Origin of the sequence: Micromonospora sp. RL09-050-HVF-A, assembly GCF_019374995.1 — a bacterium.
Taxonomy (GTDB): domain Bacteria; phylum Actinomycetota; class Actinomycetes; order Mycobacteriales; family Micromonosporaceae; genus Micromonospora; species Micromonospora antibiotica.
The window spans coordinates 4,943,006-4,962,614 of the sequence record NZ_JAGKQP010000002.1 but is presented as its reverse complement, the minus strand read 5'-3'; the positions used below and the strand labels follow the sequence as shown (position 1 = coordinate 4,962,614).

The window sequence follows — 19,609 nt, the reverse complement described above, 5'->3', positions numbered from 1 at the left end:
CACCGGCGGCGGCTCCTCCATACCCACCGGGCCGGTTGTTCAGCACCGAACACCAGTGCGAGAGTGCAGGACGTGAACCCCGCAGCCACCGCTACCGCAGGCCCCGGCACCGGGCGAGGGCCCGCCGAGCTGCTGCACCGGCTGCGCACCCGGCACCGGGCCGACCCGGTCACCCACGTCGAGCGGGTGCCGGCCCGCGCCGGGCAACAGGCGCCCTGGCCGCAGTGGGCACCCGAGGAACTACGGTCGGCGTTCGCCCGACGCGGCGTCACCGCCCCCTGGCGGCACCAGGCCGAGGCCGCCGAGCTGGCGTACGCCGGGCAGCACGTGGTGGTCGCCACCGGCACGGCGTCCGGAAAGTCCCTGGCGTACCAGCTCCCGGCGCTGGCCACCCTGCTCGCCGACCCCCGGGCCACGGTGCTCTACCTGGCCCCCACCAAGGCCCTCGCCGCCGACCAGCTGCGCGCCGTCGCCGGCCTCGACCTCGACGGGGTACGCCCCGCCTGCTACGACGGCGACACCCCGCGCACCGAACGGGAGTGGATCCGCCGGCACTCCCGGTTCGTGCTCACCAACCCGGACATGCTGCACCACGGCATCCTCCCCGGGCACGCGCACTGGTCTGGGTTCCTGCGCCGGCTGACGTACGTGATCGTCGACGAGTGCCACACCTACCGGGGCGTCTTCGGCTCCCACGTGGCGCACGTGCTGCGTCGGCTACGCCGCCGGTGCGACCAGTTCGGCCGTACCCCCGTGTTCCTGCTCGCGTCGGCCACGTCGGGCGACCCGGCGGCGACCGCCGGGCGGCTCACCGGCCTGCCGGTCACCGCCGTCACCGAGGACACCTCGCCGCGCGGCGGGGTCACCTTCGCGCTCTGGGAACCGCCGCTGCTGCCGCCGAACACCGACGTCGAGGCCGTCGCCGACGACCTGACCCAGGTCCGCCGGTCGGCGCTGCGGGAGACCGCCGACCTGCTCGCCGACACTGTCGCCGAGGGGGTACGCACGCTCGCCTTCGTCCGGTCCCGACGCGGCGCGGAGGTCGTCGCCGCGAACGCCCGACGGGCCCTGGACGAGGCGGTGCCCGGCCTCGGCGAACGGGTCGCCGCCTACCGGGCCGGCTACCTGCGCGAGGAACGCCGGGAGCTGGAACGGGCCCTGCTCCACGGTGAGCTGCTCGGGCTGGCGTCCACCAACGCGCTGGAGCTCGGCGTCGACCTGGTCGGGCTGGACGCGGTGCTGATCTGCGGCTGGCCGGGCACCCGGGCGTCGCTGTGGCAGCAGGCCGGCCGGGCCGGCCGCTCCGGCGACGAGGCGCTCGCCGTGCTGGTGGCCCGGGACGACCCGCTCGACACCTACCTGGTGCACCACCCGGAGGCCCTGTTCGGCCGGCCCGTCGAGGCAACGGTGCTCGACCCGGCCAACCCGTACGTGCTCACCCCGCAGCTCGCCTGCGCCGCCGCCGAGTCCCCGCTCACCCCTACCGACCTGGACCTGTTCGGCGAGGGGGCGAAGGAGGCCGTCGACGAGTTGGTGCGGGCCGGTGACCTGCGGCAGCGGCCCACCGGCTGGTACTGGCGGCACCGGGAACGCCCCGAGGTCGACCTGCGTGGCCAGGGCGGGGCGCCGGTCTGCGTGGTGGAGGCGTCCACCGGCCGGCTGCTCGGCACCGTCGACGGCGGGTCGGCGCACTTCCTCGTCCACCCCGGGGCTGTCTACCTGCACCAGGGCGTCTCGTACGTGGTCGACGCGTTGGACCTCGACGACGGGTGCGCGCTGGTGCACGCCGAGGAGCCGGACTGGTCCACCCACGCCCGGGACGTCACCTCGCTCTCGGTGGTGTCGGTCCGCTCCTACCGGGACGCCGGGCCGGTCGGGCTCTTCCTCGGTGAGGTGGACGTGACCAGCCAGGTGGTCTCCTACCAGCGTCGCCGGATCGCCTCCGGCGAGGTCATCGACACCCGCCCGCTGGACCTGCCCGCCCGGGAGCTACGGACCGTCGCGGTCTGGTTCACGCTCTCCCCACAGTCGCTGGCGGCGGCCGGGGTCGAGCCGGCGGACGTGCCGGGGGCCCTGCACGCCGCCGAACACGCCGCGATCGGGTTGCTGCCGCTGATGGCCACCTGCGACCGGTGGGACATCGGCGGGCTGTCCACCGCCCTACACCCGGACACCGAGGCGCCCACCGTGTTCGTCTACGACGGTCACCCCGGCGGGGCCGGCTTCGCCGAGCGGGCCTACCGGACGGCAGCGGCCTGGCTGGGCGCCACCCGGGACGCCATCGTCGAGTGCGGCTGCGAGTCGGGCTGCCCGTCCTGCGTCCAGTCCCCCAAGTGTGGCAACGGCAACAACCCGCTGTCCAAGCCGGATGCGGTCCGGGTCCTCGACGTGGTCCTGACCAACCTCCCCACCGGGATGCCCGTCCCCACCCAGCCGACCCCTGCCCCGCTGGTTTCTGACCCACCGGCTGCTGCCCAGCCGACCCCTGCCCCGCCGACCCCCGCCCCGCCGGCTCCTGCCCAGCCGGCTCCTGCCCAGCCGGCTCCTGCCCAGCCGGCTCCTGCCCAGCCGGCTCCTGCTTCGGCTGCTGCCCAGCCGGCCTCCGCCGAGCGGTAGCGCGGCGCGGTCGGCGGTTGCTGCGGTGCGGTGCGATTCCGGCCCGTGATCGTGCTTGAGCCGGAGGACAAGTGGGCATTGATGCATGGGAGCGCTTCCATCGATAATGGGGAGTGCCACCCTCACCGCCGACCCTGCCGTTCTTCCCCCTTTGGAGGAGAAGCCGTGGCCGACACCATCGCCGAGACCGTCGACCTGCTCTACACCATCGACCAGGACAATCTCACCCCGGACCAGTTGATCGCGCTGGGTGCCGCACTGGCCAGCCTGGCGCAGGCGGAACGCCTGGACCAGATCAACGAGCGGCTGCGGGGCATCCACCAGGTGCTCAACACCTGGGCGCTCAAGGCGACCGCCGAGGGGCGTTGACGACGGCCGCTCACTGCTGACGGCGGCGAGGCTCACTACTGACGGCGGCGACCGCTGACTGCTGGCTGGCACTGACGGTGGTGATCGCTGGCTGCTGCCTGGTGCCTGGTGGCGGGCGCTGACCGTGGGGTTGTGCGAGACTCCGGCGCACCCTTCGGAGGAGTTTTCATGCAGCTAGACAGTTTGCAGGCGCAGCACCAGTTCCACGTCCGGCAGCGGATCCGGATGATGGTCAACCAGTACGAGGTCCGGGCCGTGGCGGCGGACGGCACCGAGGGCGAGTTGTTGGCGTTCGCGCAGCAGAAGCGGCTCGCCTTCAAGGAGCAGGTCACCATCTACACCGACGACTCCAAGCAGCACCCGCTGCTCGGTTTCAAGGCCCGGCAGCGGCTCGACCTCGGTGCCACGTACGACGTGACCGACCACGCCGGCACGCCGATCGGGCTGTTCCGCAAGGACTTCGCCCAGTCCCTGCTCCGCTCGACCTGGCATGTCGAGCAGGCCGGCCTGCCGCAGATCACCGGTCAGGAGCGCAGCATGCCGGTGGCGCTGCTGCGCCGGTTCGTCGACTCGCTGTCGTGGCTGCCCTACCACTTCGATTTCATCGCGGGTGGCCAGTCGGTCTTCTCCGTGATCAAGAAGTGGGGGCTGCGGGACCGTTACGTCGTCGAGGTGCCGCACCCGCAGATCGACCGGCGGCTGGTGATCGCCATGGCGATCGGCCTGGACGCGCTCCAGGGCCGCTGAGCCACCGGCCGGCCCGGTCTCGGCTCGCCGGCCATACGGCCCGGGACTGCCGTCGCCCGGCTCGCCTCCACGGCGTCGACGTCTCGCCGGGATCTCCGGAACCCGCCTTCCGGCTGCCGCGCCGTGCTCGGGCACGGCAGCCGGAGACGGGTTGCCGCACCGGCGTGCGGCGGTCAGCCGCGCACCGGTCCGGCGCGGGCCGTGACGGTGGCGAACCGCCGCAGTCCCGGCAGCGGGTTAACCGCCACCTCGACCGTCACCACCACGTCGAGCCCGTCCACCTGACAGGCGACCAGCCGGGCGGCGTTGGCGCGGACGAACTCGTCGGCGGTCGCACAAGCCGGCCCGGCCCCCTGCCACACCTGACCGGCCCCGGCCAGCGCCCCGAAGTCGGCACCGACCCGGGCCTGGTGCCGTGCCAGCCGGGCTGCACCGATCGCCGCCCCGAACCCCCCGACCAGCACGAAGACCATGCCGACGGCGAGCAACAGCACGGTCGCCCCGCCCCGCTCCGACGCGCGGTCGGCGCGGACCGGCGCATGCTCCCTGGCGGTGGCCTCGGCGGTGCCCGGGACGCGGACGGACCGGCAGGCGCGGATCACGAGCCGGTACCCGGCAGGCCCGGAGCCGGCAGGCCCGGTTCGATGGCGGCGACCGTGCTGGCCTCGACGGTCAGCCGGGGCAGCCGGGCCCCGAGCGCCCGGACGGGGGCCCGCACCGTCACGGTGACCCGGTCCGCCTGCACCGAGATCGAGACGACCGCAGCCTCGGGTGCGATCCGGGTGCCCGTGTCGGTGCCGTCCCCGCCCCGGGCGGCGGCGAGCGCCGCCTCCCGGGCCGCGTCCAGGCAGGTCGCCTTCGTGGTGACCGCGTCAACGGCGGTGAGCCCGGCGAACAGGAGCACGAGCAGCGCCGGCAGGCCGGCCGCCAGTTCGGCGGTGAACGAACCCCGGTCCCGACCGGCCGGCCGGCGCGGTCTCACTTCAACGCCCGATCGATCACGGCCGTCAGGGCCGACTGCACGTTGCCCGAGGTGAGCACCTTGAGCAGGATGCCGGCGAAAGCGACGGCGGCGAGGGTGCCCACGGCGTACTCGGCGGTGTTCATCCCCGCGTCGCCGCGCAGCCGGGTGTGGAGCCGGCGGAGAAGTTTGCGCATCTGTCGTTTCCCTTTCTCGATGGGGGTCACAGCACGTCGCCGAGGACGGCGACGATCACCGGCACCAGGCCGGCGAGAATGAAGGCCGGCAGGAAGCACAGGCCCAGCGGCAGCACGATCAGCACGCCGGCCCGTCGGGCGGACGCCTCCGCCGCCGTGGACCGGTCGGCCCGAAGGTCGTCGGCGACGTGGGTGAGGGCACCGGCCAGCGCCGCACCGCTGCGGGAAGAGCGCAGCGCGGCACCGACCACCCGGTCGGCCCCGGGCACCGTCGTGAGGTGTGCCCACGCCTCCGCTGGCTCGCCGCCGAGCAGCAACGTCCGCCCGATCCGCCCGAGCCGGACCGCCAGTGGACCGTCCAGAGCATCGGCCACCGCGAGCACCGAGCGGTCCACCGGTGCACCCGCTCGCATGGCTGCTGCCAGCAGATCGGCGGCGAGTGGCAGGTCGGCGGTCTCCCGTGACCGGCTCTTCCGAACGGCAGGTGGTTCGATCCGGCGGAGCATCCGGTCCGCCGTCAGCGCGGTCAGTGCCCCGCCCAGGGCTCCGACCCAACCGCCGGCCAGCAGCAGGACCGCCAGCCCCGCCAGGGCGGCTCCGAGCCGTACCCGGTCGGGCCACCAGCCTGGCCGGCGTCTACCGGTCCGCCGGCCGGTCAGTACGTCCCACCTCCGGCCGGCCCGGTTGCCACGCACCATGACCAGCAGCGCGGCCGCGACCAGGCAACCGGCTGACACGTTCGCCGGTGACATCAGCCGCCGCCACCCGGCGTGGCACCCAGCCGCTCGGCCCAGAGCAACCCGCCGACCTGGAGACCCATCGCGGTCAGCGCGCACCCGGCACCCACCGGGGTGTGCAGCAGCACCGCCAGTGGGTCGACGCCGATGCCGTAACCGAGGGCGACACCACCGAGTGGAAGCGCGGCCAGCAGCAGCGCGGTGGCGTTGGCACCCGCCGCCTGGGCGGCCGCGGCGGCCATTCCCCGGTCGAACGCCCGCGCGTCGGTCTCGACCCGTTCGAGGAGGTCGGCCAGGGGTGCCCCCGTCCGGTCGGCGAGTCGGACCGCCGCCCGAGCCAACCGTTCGAGCCGGTCCGTCCCGGCCGGATCATCCGTCGTCGTGCCCCAGCGACTTCCCCGGCCCGGGAGTCCGTCGCCCGACCGGGACACTGACAGCAGGCCCACCGGTGTGCCCGTACCGACGCCACGGTCGGCAGCGGGTCCGGGGTCGGTGCCGAGCAGGCGGGGGGCGGTCGGCGGAGCCAGCCCGGCCACCGGTCGGCCGGGGCCGCTCGGACGGTCCCCGCCCGATCGGGCGTCGGTGCGGTCGAGCATCGGAACGGGCAGACCAGCACGCAGGTCCGCAGCGAGCGCCCCCAGCCGGTCCAGTTGGCGGCGACGCTCCCGGCTGGCCTGCCCTGCCGCCCGCCTGCGACGTACGGCGCGGGCCCCGAGCATCCCGTAGCCGGCCAGGAGGGCGGCGGCGACCGGCCCGGCGGCGACACCACCCGCACCCGCTCCCACGAGCCCGACCAGCAGCAGGGTCCGTCGCGGACGGTCGGACACCCGCCACCGCAGCGGGCCTCGACCGGTTACCCACCGATAGACCGGCGGAGGTGCGCCGCGGGTGTCCGGAGGGGCCGGGGTGCCCGGCGGTGTGGCGAGCACGCGGCGGCGGCGACGCCGGTTGGGGCTTACCGGCCAGGCGACCACCAGGGCCGCACCGGCCAGCAGGGTCGTGACCAGCCACCACGGGGATGTCACGCCAGCCCCGCCGTACCGGACCGGGGTGCCCGCAGCAGGGGCGGCACCGGGACTCCCCGATCCCGCAGCAGGGTGACCAGCGCGGGCCCGGCAGGCCCGACGCCGTGGCCCCGTACCCAGGCCGGCACCACCGTCACCAGCCGGTCCGACCCGTCCGCCAACAGTAGGCAGATCGACTCCAGCAGTCGGCCGTCGGCGCCTCGACGGACCTGCACCAGCACCTGGAGCGCAGCGGCGACCTGGGCGTGCAGCGCCGCCCGGGGCAGCCCGCCGAGCAGCCCGAGGGCCTCCAACCGGGCCGGCACGTCGGCCGGGGTGTTGGCGTGCAGGGTGCCCGCCCCGCCGTCGTGGCCGGTGTTGAGCGCGGCCAGCAGGTCCACCACCTCCGCACCCCGGCACTCGCCCACGACCAGCCGGTCGGGACGCATCCGCAACGCCTGCCGGACCAGCGCGCTCAGCCCGACCACGCCCGCGCCCTCCACGTTGGCCGTCCGGGCCTGGAGACCGACCACGTGCGGGTGCACCGGGTGCAGCTCGGCGGCGTCCTCCACCAGCACGATGCGTTCCGTCGTCGGCACCAGGCCCAGCATCGTGTTGAGCAGGGTGGTCTTGCCCGAGCCGGTGCCGCCGGTGACCAGGTAGGCCAGCCGGGCGGCGACCACCGCGGCGAGCACCGGTGCCACCGGGTGCGGCACGGTGCCCTGTTGGACCAGCTCGTCGAGGGTGAACGGGCGGTGCCGGAAGGTCCGCAGGGACAGGTACGGCCCGTCGGTCGCCACCGGAGGCAGTACGGCGTGCAGCCGGGTGCCGTCGGGCAGCCGCGCGTCAGCGTAGGGCGAGCCGTCGTCGAGTCGACGCCCGGCGGCAGCGGTGAGCCGTTGCGCCAGCCGGCGTACGTCGTCGACCGTGCCGAGCGGCACCGCCACCTGGTGCAGCCCGGCGCCCCGGTCGACCCAGACCCGGACACCGTTGACGAGTACGTCGGTGACCTGCGGGTCTTCGAGCAGTGGGGCGAGCGGCCCGGCACCCACCAGATCGTCGTGCACCCGGTTGGCGATCCGCAGCACGGCGGTGTCGCCGAGGACGGCGGCGGAGGGTTCGGCACGGACGGCGGAGACGATCGCCGCCGGGGTGACCGGGGTCGCCGCTTCGGCCATCCGTTGTCGGACCCGGGCGGCGAACCCGTCGGACCGGTCGGTCATGCCGCACCCGGCACGGGCAGCCCGGTCAGCTCGGTGACCAGTCGGCGGCAGAGTGCGGCGAGGGGGCCACGACCGGCGGCGGCCGGTGCCTCACCGCGTTCCAGCCCCCGGCACAGCGCCGGTTCGGGGCGCAGCGTCCCGGCCAGCGGGAGCCCCAGGGCCCGAGCTACCTCGGTCGCTCGCAACCGGCCGGGGGCGGGGCCCCGGACGATCACTCCCAGGGTGGCGCAGTGCGGGGCTGCGGCGGCGACCACCCGGGCCGCCGCCGCGGTGGCCCGCAGCTCCGCCGGCACCACCACGTACGCCTGGTCGGCGGCCTGCAACGCGATCACGGCGGCGTCGTCGAGCTGGCGCGGCAGGTCGACCACGACGAAGTCCCGACCCCGCCGGGCCGCGTCCACGGTTGCGGCCATCGCCTGCGCGGGCAGGGCCAGCGGCTCACCCCGGTCCCAGGAGAGGACGACCAGGTCACCCCGGTGCGGCAGGGCGCGGACCAGGGCGGGCGCGTCGACCCGGCCGTCGGCGTCGGTGAGGGACGGCCAGCGCAGCCCGTCCAGTTCCTCCCAGCCGAGCACCAGGTCGAGCCCGCCGCCGAGCGGGTCCGCGTCGACCAGCAGGGTCCGCAGGTGGGCGCGGGCGGCGGTGACCGCCAGGCCACCGGCGAGGACGCTGGCACCGGCCCCTCCCCGGCCGCCGAGAACCGCGACCGTCCGGGCCGGGCCGGCCGGGTTGCCGCCCGGCCCGCACTCGGTGAACCGGTCGACCAGCCAGGGCTCGGCGGCGGGCAGGACGGCGACGTGCTCGGCACCGATCAGCTCGGCGATCTCCCAGCCCGGGTCGAGTTCACCCGACCGCCCGACCAGCACCGTGCGGGGCCGGCGGGGCAGCCGACCCCGCAGGCAGGCCTGGGCCTGGTCGCTGCCGACGAGCACCAGGGGCGCGGGGAGCCAGCGGGAACGGGCGGCAGCCGCGTCGGCGGCCACCTCCACCTCGGTGCCGCCCGCTGCGGCGAGCCGCAGCAGCTCGTCGAGGAGGTCACCGTCGGAGGTGACCAGCAACGGCAGTCGTCGGTGGGGCGGAAGGGAGGTACGGGGTGGCATCACGGCCTCCAGCGGTCGGGGGTGCTGGCTCAGACCCTGCGCCGGCTCCCCCGGTGCGTGCCGCCCGCGGCGGCTTGCCTGTGGACAACGGGACGGCCTGTGGACAGCCCCCGCCACCGCAGGTGATCTGCTATGACCACCGGCCGGCGGGTTGGTGGGCGGACCGGCCGCAGGACCCTCCCCGACCGCCCGTTCGACCGCCCGTAGAACCCGACCGGAGGTCCCTGACCAGCACCGGAGCCACCGCCAGCACACCATCTGGTGGGCCGGAGCGGCCGAACGACGCCGGCAATCCCGGGGACGTGCGGGAAGGAACGCGAAAAAATGTCCTGTTCACCCCGCCCGAGTGATTGACGGCATACGGCGTCGTACGTCAATAATCGTGACCGCACGCCACCGCGAAGGTGGCATCCGCCGCTCTCGGAACCGGGGCCATGGCCGACTCATCCGACGAAACCACCACCACCCTGCGCATCGGTGGCTGGCTGCCGGCACCCCGGCACCACCAGACACTGCCGCCTTATCTCGTCCCCCCGGCCGGCCGGCATCTGATCGACGCCTCCCCGACCGGGACACCGACCGGCCCACTGCCGGCGCCCGCCCACGCCGTCGAACCCGCCGGCATCGGACGGACCCTGCTGCTGGCCGGAGTGGCATTCGGCCTGGTCGCCAGCCTCGTTCTCGCCCTGTCACCGTTGTGGTCGGGCCCGCGGCGCGACGCCGCCGCCCTCCCGATGACGCCCTCGTGGATCGCGGACCGCCCGGACCTCGCGGCCGTCGAGAGCCCCACGCCGGTCGCCGAACACGCGCCCGCGCCGGCCTCACTCGCCACCCGCGCCGCCGCCCCGGTCGCGCCGGCGCCCCATCAGCCACACCAACCCGCCACGGGTACGTCGTCCCGCCCGGCCGCGACGACGACCCCACCCCGGCCCGCCCCGACGACCCCGTCCCGCCCCACGACGAAGCCGCCGACCAACCAGCCCGGACCGGGTGAACTGACGCCGCTGCCGGCATCCCGGGAACACACGCTGCGGTCCAGCTCGAACGGAGCCTCGACATACGTCGAGTTCGTCAACGCCCGCAGTTCGCAGGTCGTCGTCTACTGGCTCGACTACCAGGGCCAACGACGGCAGTACAAGGTGCTCGACGCCGGCCGCTCCTACCGCCAGCAGACGTACCTGGGGCACCCGTGGGTGGTCACCGACCGGCACGGCCGCGCCCTGGCCTGCTTCCTGCCCGCCCGTACGACGATGAGGGCGGTGGCGCGGTAGACCACCGGCCGGTCGACGGCGCGCAGGTCCACCACTTCGCGGGGCGGAGCGCTCCCACCGGAAAGGGACGACCCCCGTCGGGGGGAGACGGGGGTCGTCGAATGGTTCGGCTCCGGGGGGTTGAGCCGAACCGGCCCGGCGGTCACGGGGGGGTGCGACCGCCGAGGGTCTGTCAGCTTTCGGGGATGTGAATCGTTGTCGTGCGGACAAGTCTGCCCGAGCAGACTGTTCACGTCGAGTGTTGTTGACCCCACTCCCTGCGAAATTATTACCGCAGCGTGTGACTGCGGTCACGTTGAGCATTCGCGGCCCGGGTACTCCCGCAGGTCGGGTGGGGTATTGACCCCGGGGCACCCGCCGACCCCGCATCGTCGGACTAGACTTGCGCGCCGTGGGCCGAAGTGCCGCTTTTTTCGATCTGGACAAGACCGTCATCGCCAAGTCGAGCGCCTTGGCATTCGGTCGGCCGTTCTACCGGGACGGGCTGATCACACGACGGGACGTCGTGAAGTCGGCGTACGCGCAGCTGATGTTCCGGCTGGGCGGCACCGACGAGCAGACCATGGCCAGGACCAGGGATTATCTCGCCGCGCTCTGCAAGGGCTGGCGGGTGGAGCAGGTCCGTCAGATCGTCGCGGAGACCCTCCACGAGCTGATCAACCCCTACGTGTACGCCGAGGCCGCCGTGCTGATCGAGGAGCACCAGGCCGCCGGGCGGGACGTCGTGCTGGTCTCCGCGTCGGGCGAGGAGATGGTCCGGCCAATCGGCGCGTTGCTCGGGGTGACCGACGTGATCGCCACCCGGATGAGCGTGCAGGACGGCCGCTACAGCGGTGAGGTCGAGTTCTACGCGGCCGGTCCGAGCAAGGTCGAGGCGGTCACCGAGTTGGCCGCCGCCCGGGGCTACGACCTGGCCGACTCGTACGCCTACTCCGACTCGTACAGTGACCGGCCGTTGTTGGAGTGCGTGGGTCATCCGAGCGTGGTCAATCCGGACCGGGCGTTGCGCCGGCTCGCGGTGGAGAACGCCTGGCCGGTGCTGGAGTTCCGGCATCCGATCCCGCTGGGCCGGCGGCTGCGGGAGCGCCCGGCGGTCCCGGTGGCCGCGGCGGCGCTCGGCGTCGGTGTGGGGGTGGCGATCGGCATCGCCTGGTACGGCCGGCACCGCCGCACCCGCGCCGTACAGGCCGCCTGACGACCCGGGCCACCCCGCCCGCCCCGACCAGCCCTGGCCTCGCCAGCCCGGGCCACCTGGCGAGTCGTGCCGCGCCGGCCCGCTGACCTGACCGACCCGCGCCACCCCGGCCGCCCCTCGCCGTCGAGGCACACTGGCCGGTCCCGCCGTCACTGACCGCACCGCCCAACGCAGGCCGCCGGTGTGAACAGCCGAACCCGAGGCGACGACCGCACCCACCCCCGGCGCGACCCTTGCGGACCCTCGATTGAGCGATCGCTCAAATGAGCCTATGCTCGGTTTTGAGCAGGTGCTCAAAACCGGGAGGTAGCAATGAACGAGCAGGATCGACCGCCCCGCCGGACCGCGGCGAACTGGGTGCTCGCTGGCGTGATCTTGGCCTTCGGCATGATGGTGTTCGTCGCCACCGTGCTCGACGGGCGGGCTGACAGCGCCCTGCTGTTCGTGGTGCTCCCGACGGCCCTCGCCGCCGCACTCGCCCTGCTGCCCGGTCGCACCGCACACGGCCGGGTCTTCGTGATCACCACGGTCGCCCTGCTGCTGGCGGCGGTCGCGCTGCACGAGGGGGCGATCTGCGTGATCCTCGCCGCCCCCCTGGTCTACGCGGTGTCCCACGGGACCACCGCCCTGATCCGCGCGCTGCGCGACGCCTCCCGTACGTACGCCGTCATCGCGGTGCCGTTGCTGCTCCTGCCGGGATTGGAGGGCAGCGGACCGGCACCCCGGATCGCACCCGACCAGTCCGTCGAGGTGGTCCGGGTGGTGACCCTGCCGACCGACCAGGTGGCCGCCCGGCTCGCCGCCGGCCCCCGGCCCGTACCGGTCCGGTCGGTGCCGCTGCGGCTGCTCGGGGTGCCCACGCCCGGCCAGGTGAGCGGGGACGGGCTCGACCCGGGCGACAGGTGGATGTTCGGCTACCACGGCAGCGCCCACGGCCCCGGCGGTCACCTGCTCGCCGAGGTGGAGACGGTGGGCGTACAGCGGGTCGGGTTCCGGTTCGTCGAGGACAGCTCGATCACCGCGCGCTGGTTCAGTTGGCGGCACGCCGAGGTGAGTTGGCGGGCCGTCGACGGGCGGCACACCGAGGTGCGCATCCGGGTGGACTACACCCGGGGGCTCGACCCCTCCTGGTACTTCGGGCCGATCCAGCAGGTCCTGCTCGGTGCGGGCACGGGACACCTGCTGGACATGATGACGCTGCGATGATCGCCGCCCGCTACCTCAGCCTCGCGGTGCCGCTGCTGGCCGTGCTCGCCGCCGCCCGGGTCGACCGGAGCCGCGCCGGTCGGGCGGCGGCGCTGCTGGCCTTCCTCGCCGCCGGCATCGGCATCGCCGCCCTCGACGAGGTGGCCCGGCGCACCGGCTGGTACACGTTCGCCCCGGTGCGGGGGAGCTACCGGGGGATGCCGGTCGACCTGTGGATCGGCTGGGCCGTGCTCTGGGGTCCGCTGCCCGTGCTGCTGCGCCGGAGCCTCCCGGCGCCGGTGGCGCTAGGCCTGCTGCTGTGGATCGACGCGGTGGCCATGCCCGCGCTGCACCCGCTGGTCCGGCTCGGCCCGCACTGGCTGGTCGGGGAGCTGGTCGGGCTGCTCGTGGTGGCCCTGCCGGCGCAACTGCTCGGCCGCTGGTGTGCCGACCGGCGACACCTGGCGGCGCGCACGCTGCTCCAGGTCGGGGTCTTCACCGCCCTGCTGCTGTGGTTCGTCCCCAGCCTGGCCTTCGAGGTCGGCGACGGGTCCTGGACGACGGTGACCGAACTGCCCCGGCCCGTCCTGCTGCTCCTCGCCCAGGTGGCGCTGGTGCTGGCCGCCCCGGCGCTCGCCGCGGTCCGCGAGTTCGTCACCCACGGTGGCGGCACGCCGTACCCGTGGGATCCGCCCGTACGACTGGTCACCACCGGGCCGTACGCCTATCTGGCCAATCCGATGCAGACCTGCGCCGTGGCCCTGGTGCTGCTCACCGCCGCGCTCACCCGCAGTTCCGCGCTGGTGCTGGCGGCGGTGGTGGCGGTCGCCTTCAGCATGGCGGTGGCCGGACCGCACGAGGAACACGACCTGGCCGACCGGCACGGTGGGGCCTGGCACGCGTACCGGCGGCAGGTCCGGGACTGGTGGCCGCGTTGGCGGCCCTACCAAGCGGGACCGGCGGCGGTGCTGTGGCTCGACGACGACTGCGGCCCGTGTGCCGCGACCTGGCGCTTCCTTACCCGCCGCCACCCGGTGGGCCTGCGGACAGGTCCCGCCAGCGCCGCGAAGGAGGTGCTGTGGCGGGCGGAGTACACCGACGGCGGCGGTCGGTCGGAGCGGGGGGTGGCCGCCGTCGCCCGCGCCCTCGGGCACCTGCACCTCGGGTGGGCGGTGGTCGGCTGGATCCTGCGGTTGCCCGGGGTCGGTTGGCTGGCGCAGCTGGTGACCGATGCGATGATCACACCGCCGCATCCGGCGGGCCCACGAGGAGGACGATGTCCGGCACCAAGCAGCGCCTCCTGGACGGCGCCATCACCGCCATCCGTACGCACGGCATCGCCGGCGTGTCCGCCCGCACCATCGCCGCCGCCGCCGGGGTGAACCAGGCGCTGGTCTTCTACCACTTCGGCACGGTCGACGACCTGCTGACGGCGGCCTGCCGGGCCAGCACGGCCGACCGGCTCGCGCACTGGTCGGCCCGGCTGGCCGGGGTGGGCTCGCTGCGGGAACTGCTCACCGTCGGGCAGGAGCTGCACGAGCAGGAACGCGAGCTGGGCAACGTCTCCTTCCTGGCCCAGATGCTGGCCGGGGCGCAGACCGACGAGCGGCTCGCCGCGCCCACCGCCGCCGCGCTCCAACTCTGGGTGGACGAGATCGAGTCGGTGCTGCGCCGGCTGCTCGCCGGGTCACCCTTCGCCGAGATCGCCGACGTGCCCGGCCTGTCCCGGGCCGTCTGCGCCGCGTTCGTCGGGCTGGAACTCTATGACGGGGTGGACCGGGCGGGCGTGCGGCAGGCGATGTCGGCACTTGACCAGCTCGCCGTGCTCATCGAGATCGTCGACGACCTCGGACCGGTCGCCCGGCGGGCGCTGCGCTCCCGGGTGAACCGGGCCGCCCGCCGGGACTGACCGCGCACCCGGCACCGCTCGGGTGGGGCGCGCGGACGGCCACCCGGTCAGGCGGCGGCGGTCGGGTGGGGCGCGCAGAGGGCCACCGGGTCAGGCGGCGGCGATGATCTCGTCGCCGACGGCGGTGAGCTGGTCGGCGCCCACCTCGACCGCGCTCAGGTAGTGCCGCAGCCAGGAACGCAGGCCGTCCGGGGTGCCGGTGGCGAAGGCCCCGGCCGCCCCGACGTACTCCGGCTCCCGCTCCCGGTGGCCGACGTCGACAGCGACCAGGCCACGCGGGTCGAACCCCCGGGACATCAGCACCAACCGGGCGGCGGCGCGGGCGACCACCCCGGACGGGCCGGCGAAGGGCCGCAGGTTGAGCAGCTCGCCGTGCACCGCGGCGGCGAGGACCAGCGGGGAGACCGTCGTCCCGCCGGCGACCAGCCCGGCCAGCCCGTCGAGCCGGGCGGCCACCACCGGGTCGGCGACCGGACGCCCCAGCTCTGCCTCGGCGACCACGTCCCGGGCGGCGAGCACGTGCAGCCGGGCCAGCGCCTGCCGGGGGGCCTTCGGCCACAGCTCGGTCAACCCGGGCAGCGCCCCGGCCACCCGTAGCGCCCCCTGGAGCACCGGTTCGGTGACGGTGCCGGCGCGGACCGCCTCGCGCTCGTGGTCGTACCCCTCCAGGGCGGCGCTGGCCACCGCGCAGCGCAGGCCGACCTCGGCCACGACCTGGCCACCGTGGCGGCGCAGCGCGCGGTGCCGCATCGCCTGGTCGACCCGCTCGCGGGCCCGCTCGACGGCGGGGGCGATGTCGGCGAGCGCGAGCAGGGGCGCGAGCGGGTCGGTGGTCACTCCGCCACGCTAGCGACCGGGTGACTCCGGCCGGACGCCACCCGCCGCCGGGCCGTCGAGTCCGATCCTGATCAGGTCGGGACGGGTGGGCCGTCGAGCGCGCCGGGACGGCCGCTGAGCGCGCCGGCCGGCACCGGGGGTGTCGCGGTCCCGAGCTGCCCGGACTAACCTCGGCCGGGTAGAGACGCAGGTCACCCGACGAAGGAGTCACCGCATGAGCGAGGCCTTGGCCAACCTGCTGAACGAGACGCGCCAGTTCCCGCCGCCGGCCGCACTCGCCGCCCAGGCCAACGTCACCGCCGACGCGTACGACGAGGCCGGCGCGGACCGGCTCGCCTTCTGGGAGCGGCAGGCCGGCCGGTTGGCCTGGGCCAGGCCGTGGGACGAGGTGCTCGACTGGTCGAACCCGCCGTTCGCGAAGTGGTTCGTCGGCGGTCAGCTCAACGTGGCGTACAACTGCCTGGACCGGCACGTGGAGGCCGGCAACGGCGACCGGGTGGCGATCCACTGGGAGGGCGAGCCGGGCGACACCCGCACCCTCACCTACGCCGACCTGCACCGGCTGACCTGCCAGGCGGCGAACGCGCTGACCGACCTGGGGGTGGTCGCCGGTGACCGGGTGGCGATCTACCTGCCGATGATCCCCGAGGCGGCGGTGGCGATGCTGGCCTGCGCCCGGATCGGCGCGACCCACAGCGTGGTCTTCGGCGGTTTCTCCGCCGACGCGCTGAGCAACCGCATCTCCGACGCCAGCGCCAAGGTGGTGATCACCGCCGACGGCGGCTACCGACGGGGCAAGCCGTCGGCGTTGAAGCCGACCGTGGACGAGGCGGTGGCGAACTGTCCGTCGATCGAGCACGTGCTGGTGGTCCGGCGCACCGGCGAGGAGGTCGCCTGGGCGGCGAAGGACCACTGGTGGCACGAGGCGGTGGAGCAGGCGTCGGCGGAGCACGTCGCGCAGCCGTTCGACGCCGAGCACCCGCTGTTCATCCTCTACACCAGCGGCACCACCGCCCGCCCGAAGGGCATCCTGCACACCACCGGCGGCTACCTCACCCAGGCCGCGTGGACGGCGCACGCGGTGTTCGACCTGAAGCCTGCGACCGACGTCTACTGGTGCACCGCCGACATCGGCTGGGTCACCGGGCACTCCTACATCGTGTACGGGCCGCTGGCCAACGGCGCCACCCAGGTGATGTACGAGGGCACCCCGGACACCCCGCACAAGGGCCGGTTCTGGGAAATCGTCGACAAGTACAAGGTCAGCATCCTCTACACCGCGCCGACGCTGATCCGCACCATGATGAAGTGGGGCGACGACATCCCGGCGGGCTTCGACCTGTCGTCGCTGCGCCTGCTGGGCAGCGTCGGCGAGCCGATCAACCCGGAGGCGTGGATGTGGTACCGCCAGCACGTCGGTCGGGGTGAGCTGCCGATCGTGGACACCTGGTGGCAGACCGAGACCGGCGCGATCATGATCTCCCCGCTGCCCGGGGTGACCGCGACCAAGCCGGGCTCGGCGATGACCCCGCTGCCCGGTGTCGTCGCCGACGTGGTGGACGACCAGGGCCAGTCGGTGCCCAACGGTGGCGGTGGCTACCTGGTGCTGCGCGAGCCGTGGCCGTCGATGCTGCGCACCATCTGGGGTGACGACAACCGGTTCGTCGAGACGTACTGGTCCCGGTTCGAGGGGATGTACTTCGCCGGTGACGGGGCCAAGAAGGACGACGACGGGCACATCTGGCTGCTCGGCCGGGTCGACGACGTGATGCTGGTGTCCGGGCACAACATCTCCACCACCGAGGTCGAGTCGGCGCTGGTGTCGCACCCGTCGGTGGCCGAGGCGGCGGTGGTCGGCGCGACCGACCCGACCACCGGGCAGGCGATCGTCGCGTTCGCCATTCCGCGCGGCACCACCGACATCTCGGGTGAGGCGGGCGAGCGGCTGATCACCGAGCTGCGCAACCACGTGGCCAAGACGCTGGGCCCGATCGCCAAGCCCCGGCAGATCATGCTGGTGCCGGAGCTGCCGAAGACCCGCTCTGGCAAGATCATGCGCCGGTTGCTGCGGGACGTGGCGGAGAACCGTTCGCTCGGTGACGTCACCACGCTCCAGGATTCCTCGGTGATGGAGCTGATCTCCTCCGGGCTCAGTGGCGGGAAGTCCGACGAGGACTGACCACAGCCCTACCCGTCGGTGGGTGCCGGTCCGCGTGGACCGGCACCCACCGCCGTTTCTACGCCTGGCTGCGCGCTCGGACGGGGCAGCGCACGGGGAACCGCCCGTGCGACAATCGTCACCGTCAAGGTACGAGATTGTGCAGGACAGTCGAGCACCTGACCGAGCTATTGGATAGTTTGCCTACACGGGGGTGATGGCATCGATGTGGCATTTTCGATCAGAGACTGAACGTCCTCCGGAACACCAGGCCGGCTGCAGGTTGCAGCAATAGCGACAGAAGCGCCGAACGAGATCCCGTTCCGCGTTCTTTCGATCGAGTTCGATCCAACGGTGAATACCGACCGTCGGATCGGGCTGCCGTGTTCCTATTCAGAGGACGACCGATGATTCAAATCTCAGTTCTCGGCGGCGATCCGGCTTTCCGGCGTGTCGTCGGCGACCTGCTCGGCTCGGCCGGTCTGACCGTCACCCAGCCGGCACCGGCCACCGACCCGGGCGAGTTGCCGCGCAGCGGCTCCGCCGGGGCCCGGGCTGACGCAGCGAGGAGTCTGCCCGCCGGGCACTGCCTCCTGCTGGTCACCGGCGCGGCACCGGACGAGCAGGACGGTGTCCACGACCTGGTGACCATGCTGGCCGGGCGTGGACCGGCCGACACCGTCCCGACACCCGTCGACCAGCCCACGCCGGGCACCGGGCAGCGCGACCCCGGGCCTGGCCGACAACGACTCTCCCAGCGGGAACGTGAGGTTCTCGACTGCATCGCCAACGGGCTCACCCACAACCAGACGGCAGCTCGACTGCGGGTGAGCGTGCACACCGTCAACACCTACGTCAAGCGGCTCAAGGCGAAACTCGGACACGGCAACAAGGCGTTCCTCACCCGGGCGGCGCTCGCTCCTCAGCCCTGAGGCGGTGCGCCTTTCCGCGTACCGATTCGTGACGTTGTTTTCGCCGTGGTGAACGTGGTTCTTCGCTCGACACGGTAGTCGTTGGATCGCTTTACCACTACCAAGGCGCTCCTGTCCCCAGAATGCGGGACAGGCGGATCCGTCGCACCGTTATTACGATTCGACCGAGCCACACCGAATCGATTCTGTGAACCGCCGGAAAGGCCGGGCGGTTCACCCTACCCGCATTGTGGAGGATCACTTGAAGACAGCGATGACGAGCTACCGGCGCGCTGCCGGCGGTTTCGCCGCCCTGATGATCGGGTGCGCCGTCGCGCTCACCGCCCCCACCTCGGCACTGGCCGAGGTGATCGACCCCGACCAGCCGTACAACGGCATCGAAGGCAACTTCACCGGCGGTGACGTCACCGATCCCTCGATCGAGCAGCCGACGGACACCCAGACGTCCCTCAAGATCCAGCTGTCCCAGGAGTACTACGCGGTCAACTTCCAAGGGGCCGATCCGACCCAGCTCAACATGCTCGAAGCGGACTACGTCGCCCAGTACGGCGACTCCGGCTACGTCGATCCGGGAGACGGTGCCGGTCTGCGCACCACAGCGGCCAGCAGCCGCATCCTGGGTCTGAGCCAGACCGGCCAGAGCAAGGGATACTACTGCGGCCCAGCCTCGGGTTACATGATCCTCCGTTACCTGCACGGGACCGGGTTCAAGAGCAAGTACAACGGGGCCAGCCTCTCCCAGCCCAACCTGGCCACCAGCTCGCACATGGCCACCGAGGCGAACGGGGCCACCACCTGGACCAGCAAGCGATTCGCCACCGGCATCAACCGCTGGCGCGGCTTCAACTGGTACGTGCAGGTTCCCAAGCCCAGTGGTTCGCTGCTGGTCGCCGTCTTCGCCCACAGCATCGGCGGTAACGGCATGCCGATCGGGGCCGACACCGTGGAGTTCGCCGGCGGATCGCACTACAACGGACACCCGACCAACAAGACGATCGGTCACTGGATCGTCGGATTCGGCTACACTGCGTCCGGTCAGACCTCAAGCTGGGCCGACCCGGCGACCACGGTGTGGTCCGCCACGAAGCCGTCGTTCAGCTACAGCACCTCGAGCTTCGCAACCCGCTTCCTCCAGTCCAACGGGATCGTGTACTGACCGTGCGACGAA

18 protein-coding genes and 1 pseudogene are annotated in these 19,609 nt (G+C 73.3%); 11 read left to right on the top strand and 8 right to left on the bottom strand.

The features are described 5' to 3' along the window. Positions 1-72: 72 nt before the first annotated feature. From J7462_RS21960 to J7462_RS21950, 3 genes are all read left to right on the top strand, one after another. Complete coding sequence (locus tag J7462_RS21960) at positions 73-2,616, top strand: DEAD/DEAH box helicase (protein ID WP_374197541.1); 2,544 nt, start codon at positions 73-75, stop codon at positions 2,614-2,616. 165 nt (positions 2,617-2,781) lie between these two features. Further along, a complete protein-coding gene (locus tag J7462_RS21955; protein ID WP_208565553.1) occupies positions 2,782-2,985 on the top strand; it encodes a hypothetical protein in 204 nt (67 codons plus the stop codon). Positions 2,986-3,153: 168 nt separating this feature from the next. Further along, positions 3,154-3,732: a hypothetical protein gene (locus J7462_RS21950; RefSeq protein WP_219465950.1), complete on the top strand. Its 579-nt coding sequence runs from the start codon at positions 3,154-3,156 to the stop codon at positions 3,730-3,732. A gap of 173 nt (positions 3,733-3,905) precedes the next feature. Here the strand turns inward: J7462_RS21950 and J7462_RS21945 are convergent, their stop codons facing one another. From J7462_RS21945 to ssd, 7 genes and pseudogenes are all read right to left on the bottom strand, one after another. Continuing rightward, a complete protein-coding gene (locus J7462_RS21945; protein ID WP_308290982.1) occupies positions 3,906-4,334 on the bottom strand; it encodes an Rv3654c family TadE-like protein in 429 nt (142 codons plus the stop codon). Continuing rightward, a complete protein-coding gene (locus J7462_RS21940) occupies positions 4,331-4,714 on the bottom strand; it encodes a TadE family type IV pilus minor pilin (RefSeq protein ID WP_219465947.1) in 384 nt (127 codons plus the stop codon). Before J7462_RS21940 ends, J7462_RS21945 begins: the two co-directional genes overlap by 4 nt. Further along, positions 4,711-4,890 (bottom strand): DUF4244 domain-containing protein, encoded by a 180-nt coding sequence (locus tag J7462_RS21935; RefSeq protein ID WP_091244508.1) that lies wholly within the window; start codon positions 4,888-4,890, stop codon positions 4,711-4,713. The genes J7462_RS21940 and J7462_RS21935 overlap by 4 nt, the downstream gene beginning before the upstream one ends. Before the next feature lie 26 nt (positions 4,891-4,916). Then, positions 4,917-5,588 (bottom strand): type II secretion system F family protein, encoded by a 672-nt coding sequence (locus tag J7462_RS21930; RefSeq protein WP_374197586.1) that lies wholly within the window; start codon positions 5,586-5,588, stop codon positions 4,917-4,919. Positions 5,589-5,641: 53 nt separating this feature from the next. Next, a pseudogene (locus J7462_RS33715) lies at positions 5,642-6,091 on the bottom strand (hypothetical protein); the annotation flags it as partial. A 557-nt stretch (positions 6,092-6,648) separates the two neighbouring features. After that, the gene (locus J7462_RS21920; RefSeq protein WP_219465942.1) at positions 6,649-7,854 is read right to left on the bottom strand and encodes a TadA family conjugal transfer-associated ATPase; all 1,206 of its coding nucleotides are present in this window, start codon (positions 7,852-7,854) and stop codon (positions 6,649-6,651) included. Next, positions 7,851-8,954, bottom strand: a complete 1,104-nt coding sequence (gene ssd, locus J7462_RS21915) for a septum site-determining protein Ssd (protein WP_219465933.1) — start codon at positions 8,952-8,954, stop codon at positions 7,851-7,853. Before ssd ends, J7462_RS21920 begins: the two co-directional genes overlap by 4 nt. A gap of 434 nt (positions 8,955-9,388) precedes the next feature. Here ssd and J7462_RS32460 point away from each other — a divergent pair, with 434 nt between their 5' ends. The 5 genes from J7462_RS32460 (at position 9,389) to J7462_RS21890 (ending at position 14,514) form a co-directional block, all read left to right on the top strand. Continuing rightward, the gene (locus J7462_RS32460) at positions 9,389-10,225 is read left to right on the top strand and encodes a hypothetical protein (protein ID WP_255597836.1); all 837 of its coding nucleotides are present in this window, start codon (positions 9,389-9,391) and stop codon (positions 10,223-10,225) included. Positions 10,226-10,616: 391 nt separating this feature from the next. After that, the gene (locus J7462_RS21905; RefSeq protein ID WP_208565547.1) at positions 10,617-11,420 is read left to right on the top strand and encodes an HAD family phosphatase; all 804 of its coding nucleotides are present in this window, start codon (positions 10,617-10,619) and stop codon (positions 11,418-11,420) included. 312 nt (positions 11,421-11,732) lie between these two features. Next, positions 11,733-12,626 carry a hypothetical protein gene (locus J7462_RS21900; protein WP_219465931.1) on the top strand — a complete coding sequence of 298 codons (894 nt, stop codon included), beginning with the start codon at positions 11,733-11,735 and terminating at the stop codon, positions 12,624-12,626. Continuing rightward, the gene (locus tag J7462_RS21895; protein WP_219465929.1) at positions 12,623-13,987 is read left to right on the top strand and encodes a methyltransferase; all 1,365 of its coding nucleotides are present in this window, start codon (positions 12,623-12,625) and stop codon (positions 13,985-13,987) included. Before J7462_RS21900 ends, J7462_RS21895 begins: the two co-directional genes overlap by 4 nt. Further along, a complete protein-coding gene (locus J7462_RS21890; protein WP_219465926.1) occupies positions 13,882-14,514 on the top strand; it encodes a TetR/AcrR family transcriptional regulator in 633 nt (210 codons plus the stop codon). Before J7462_RS21895 ends, J7462_RS21890 begins: the two co-directional genes overlap by 106 nt. A 90-nt stretch (positions 14,515-14,604) precedes the next feature. On the opposite strand, the gene J7462_RS21885 is transcribed toward J7462_RS21890, so the two are convergent. Continuing rightward, positions 14,605-15,351 carry an oxidoreductase gene (locus J7462_RS21885; protein WP_219465923.1) on the bottom strand — a complete coding sequence of 249 codons (747 nt, stop codon included), beginning with the start codon at positions 15,349-15,351 and terminating at the stop codon, positions 14,605-14,607. Between the two features lie 214 nt (positions 15,352-15,565). Here J7462_RS21885 and acs point away from each other — a divergent pair, with 214 nt between their 5' ends. From acs to J7462_RS21870, 3 genes are all read left to right on the top strand, one after another. Then, positions 15,566-17,530, top strand: coding sequence for an acetate--CoA ligase (acs, locus tag J7462_RS21880; RefSeq protein WP_219465922.1), 1,965 nt, complete (start codon positions 15,566-15,568; stop codon positions 17,528-17,530). Between the two features lie 386 nt (positions 17,531-17,916). Beyond that, positions 17,917-18,441, top strand: coding sequence for a LuxR C-terminal-related transcriptional regulator (locus J7462_RS21875; protein ID WP_219465921.1), 525 nt, complete (start codon positions 17,917-17,919; stop codon positions 18,439-18,441). A gap of 253 nt (positions 18,442-18,694) precedes the next feature. Further along, on the top strand, positions 18,695-19,597 hold the full coding sequence (locus J7462_RS21870; RefSeq protein WP_219465920.1) for a hypothetical protein: 903 nt from the start codon (positions 18,695-18,697) through the stop codon (positions 19,595-19,597). Positions 19,598-19,609: the final 12 nt, after the last annotated feature.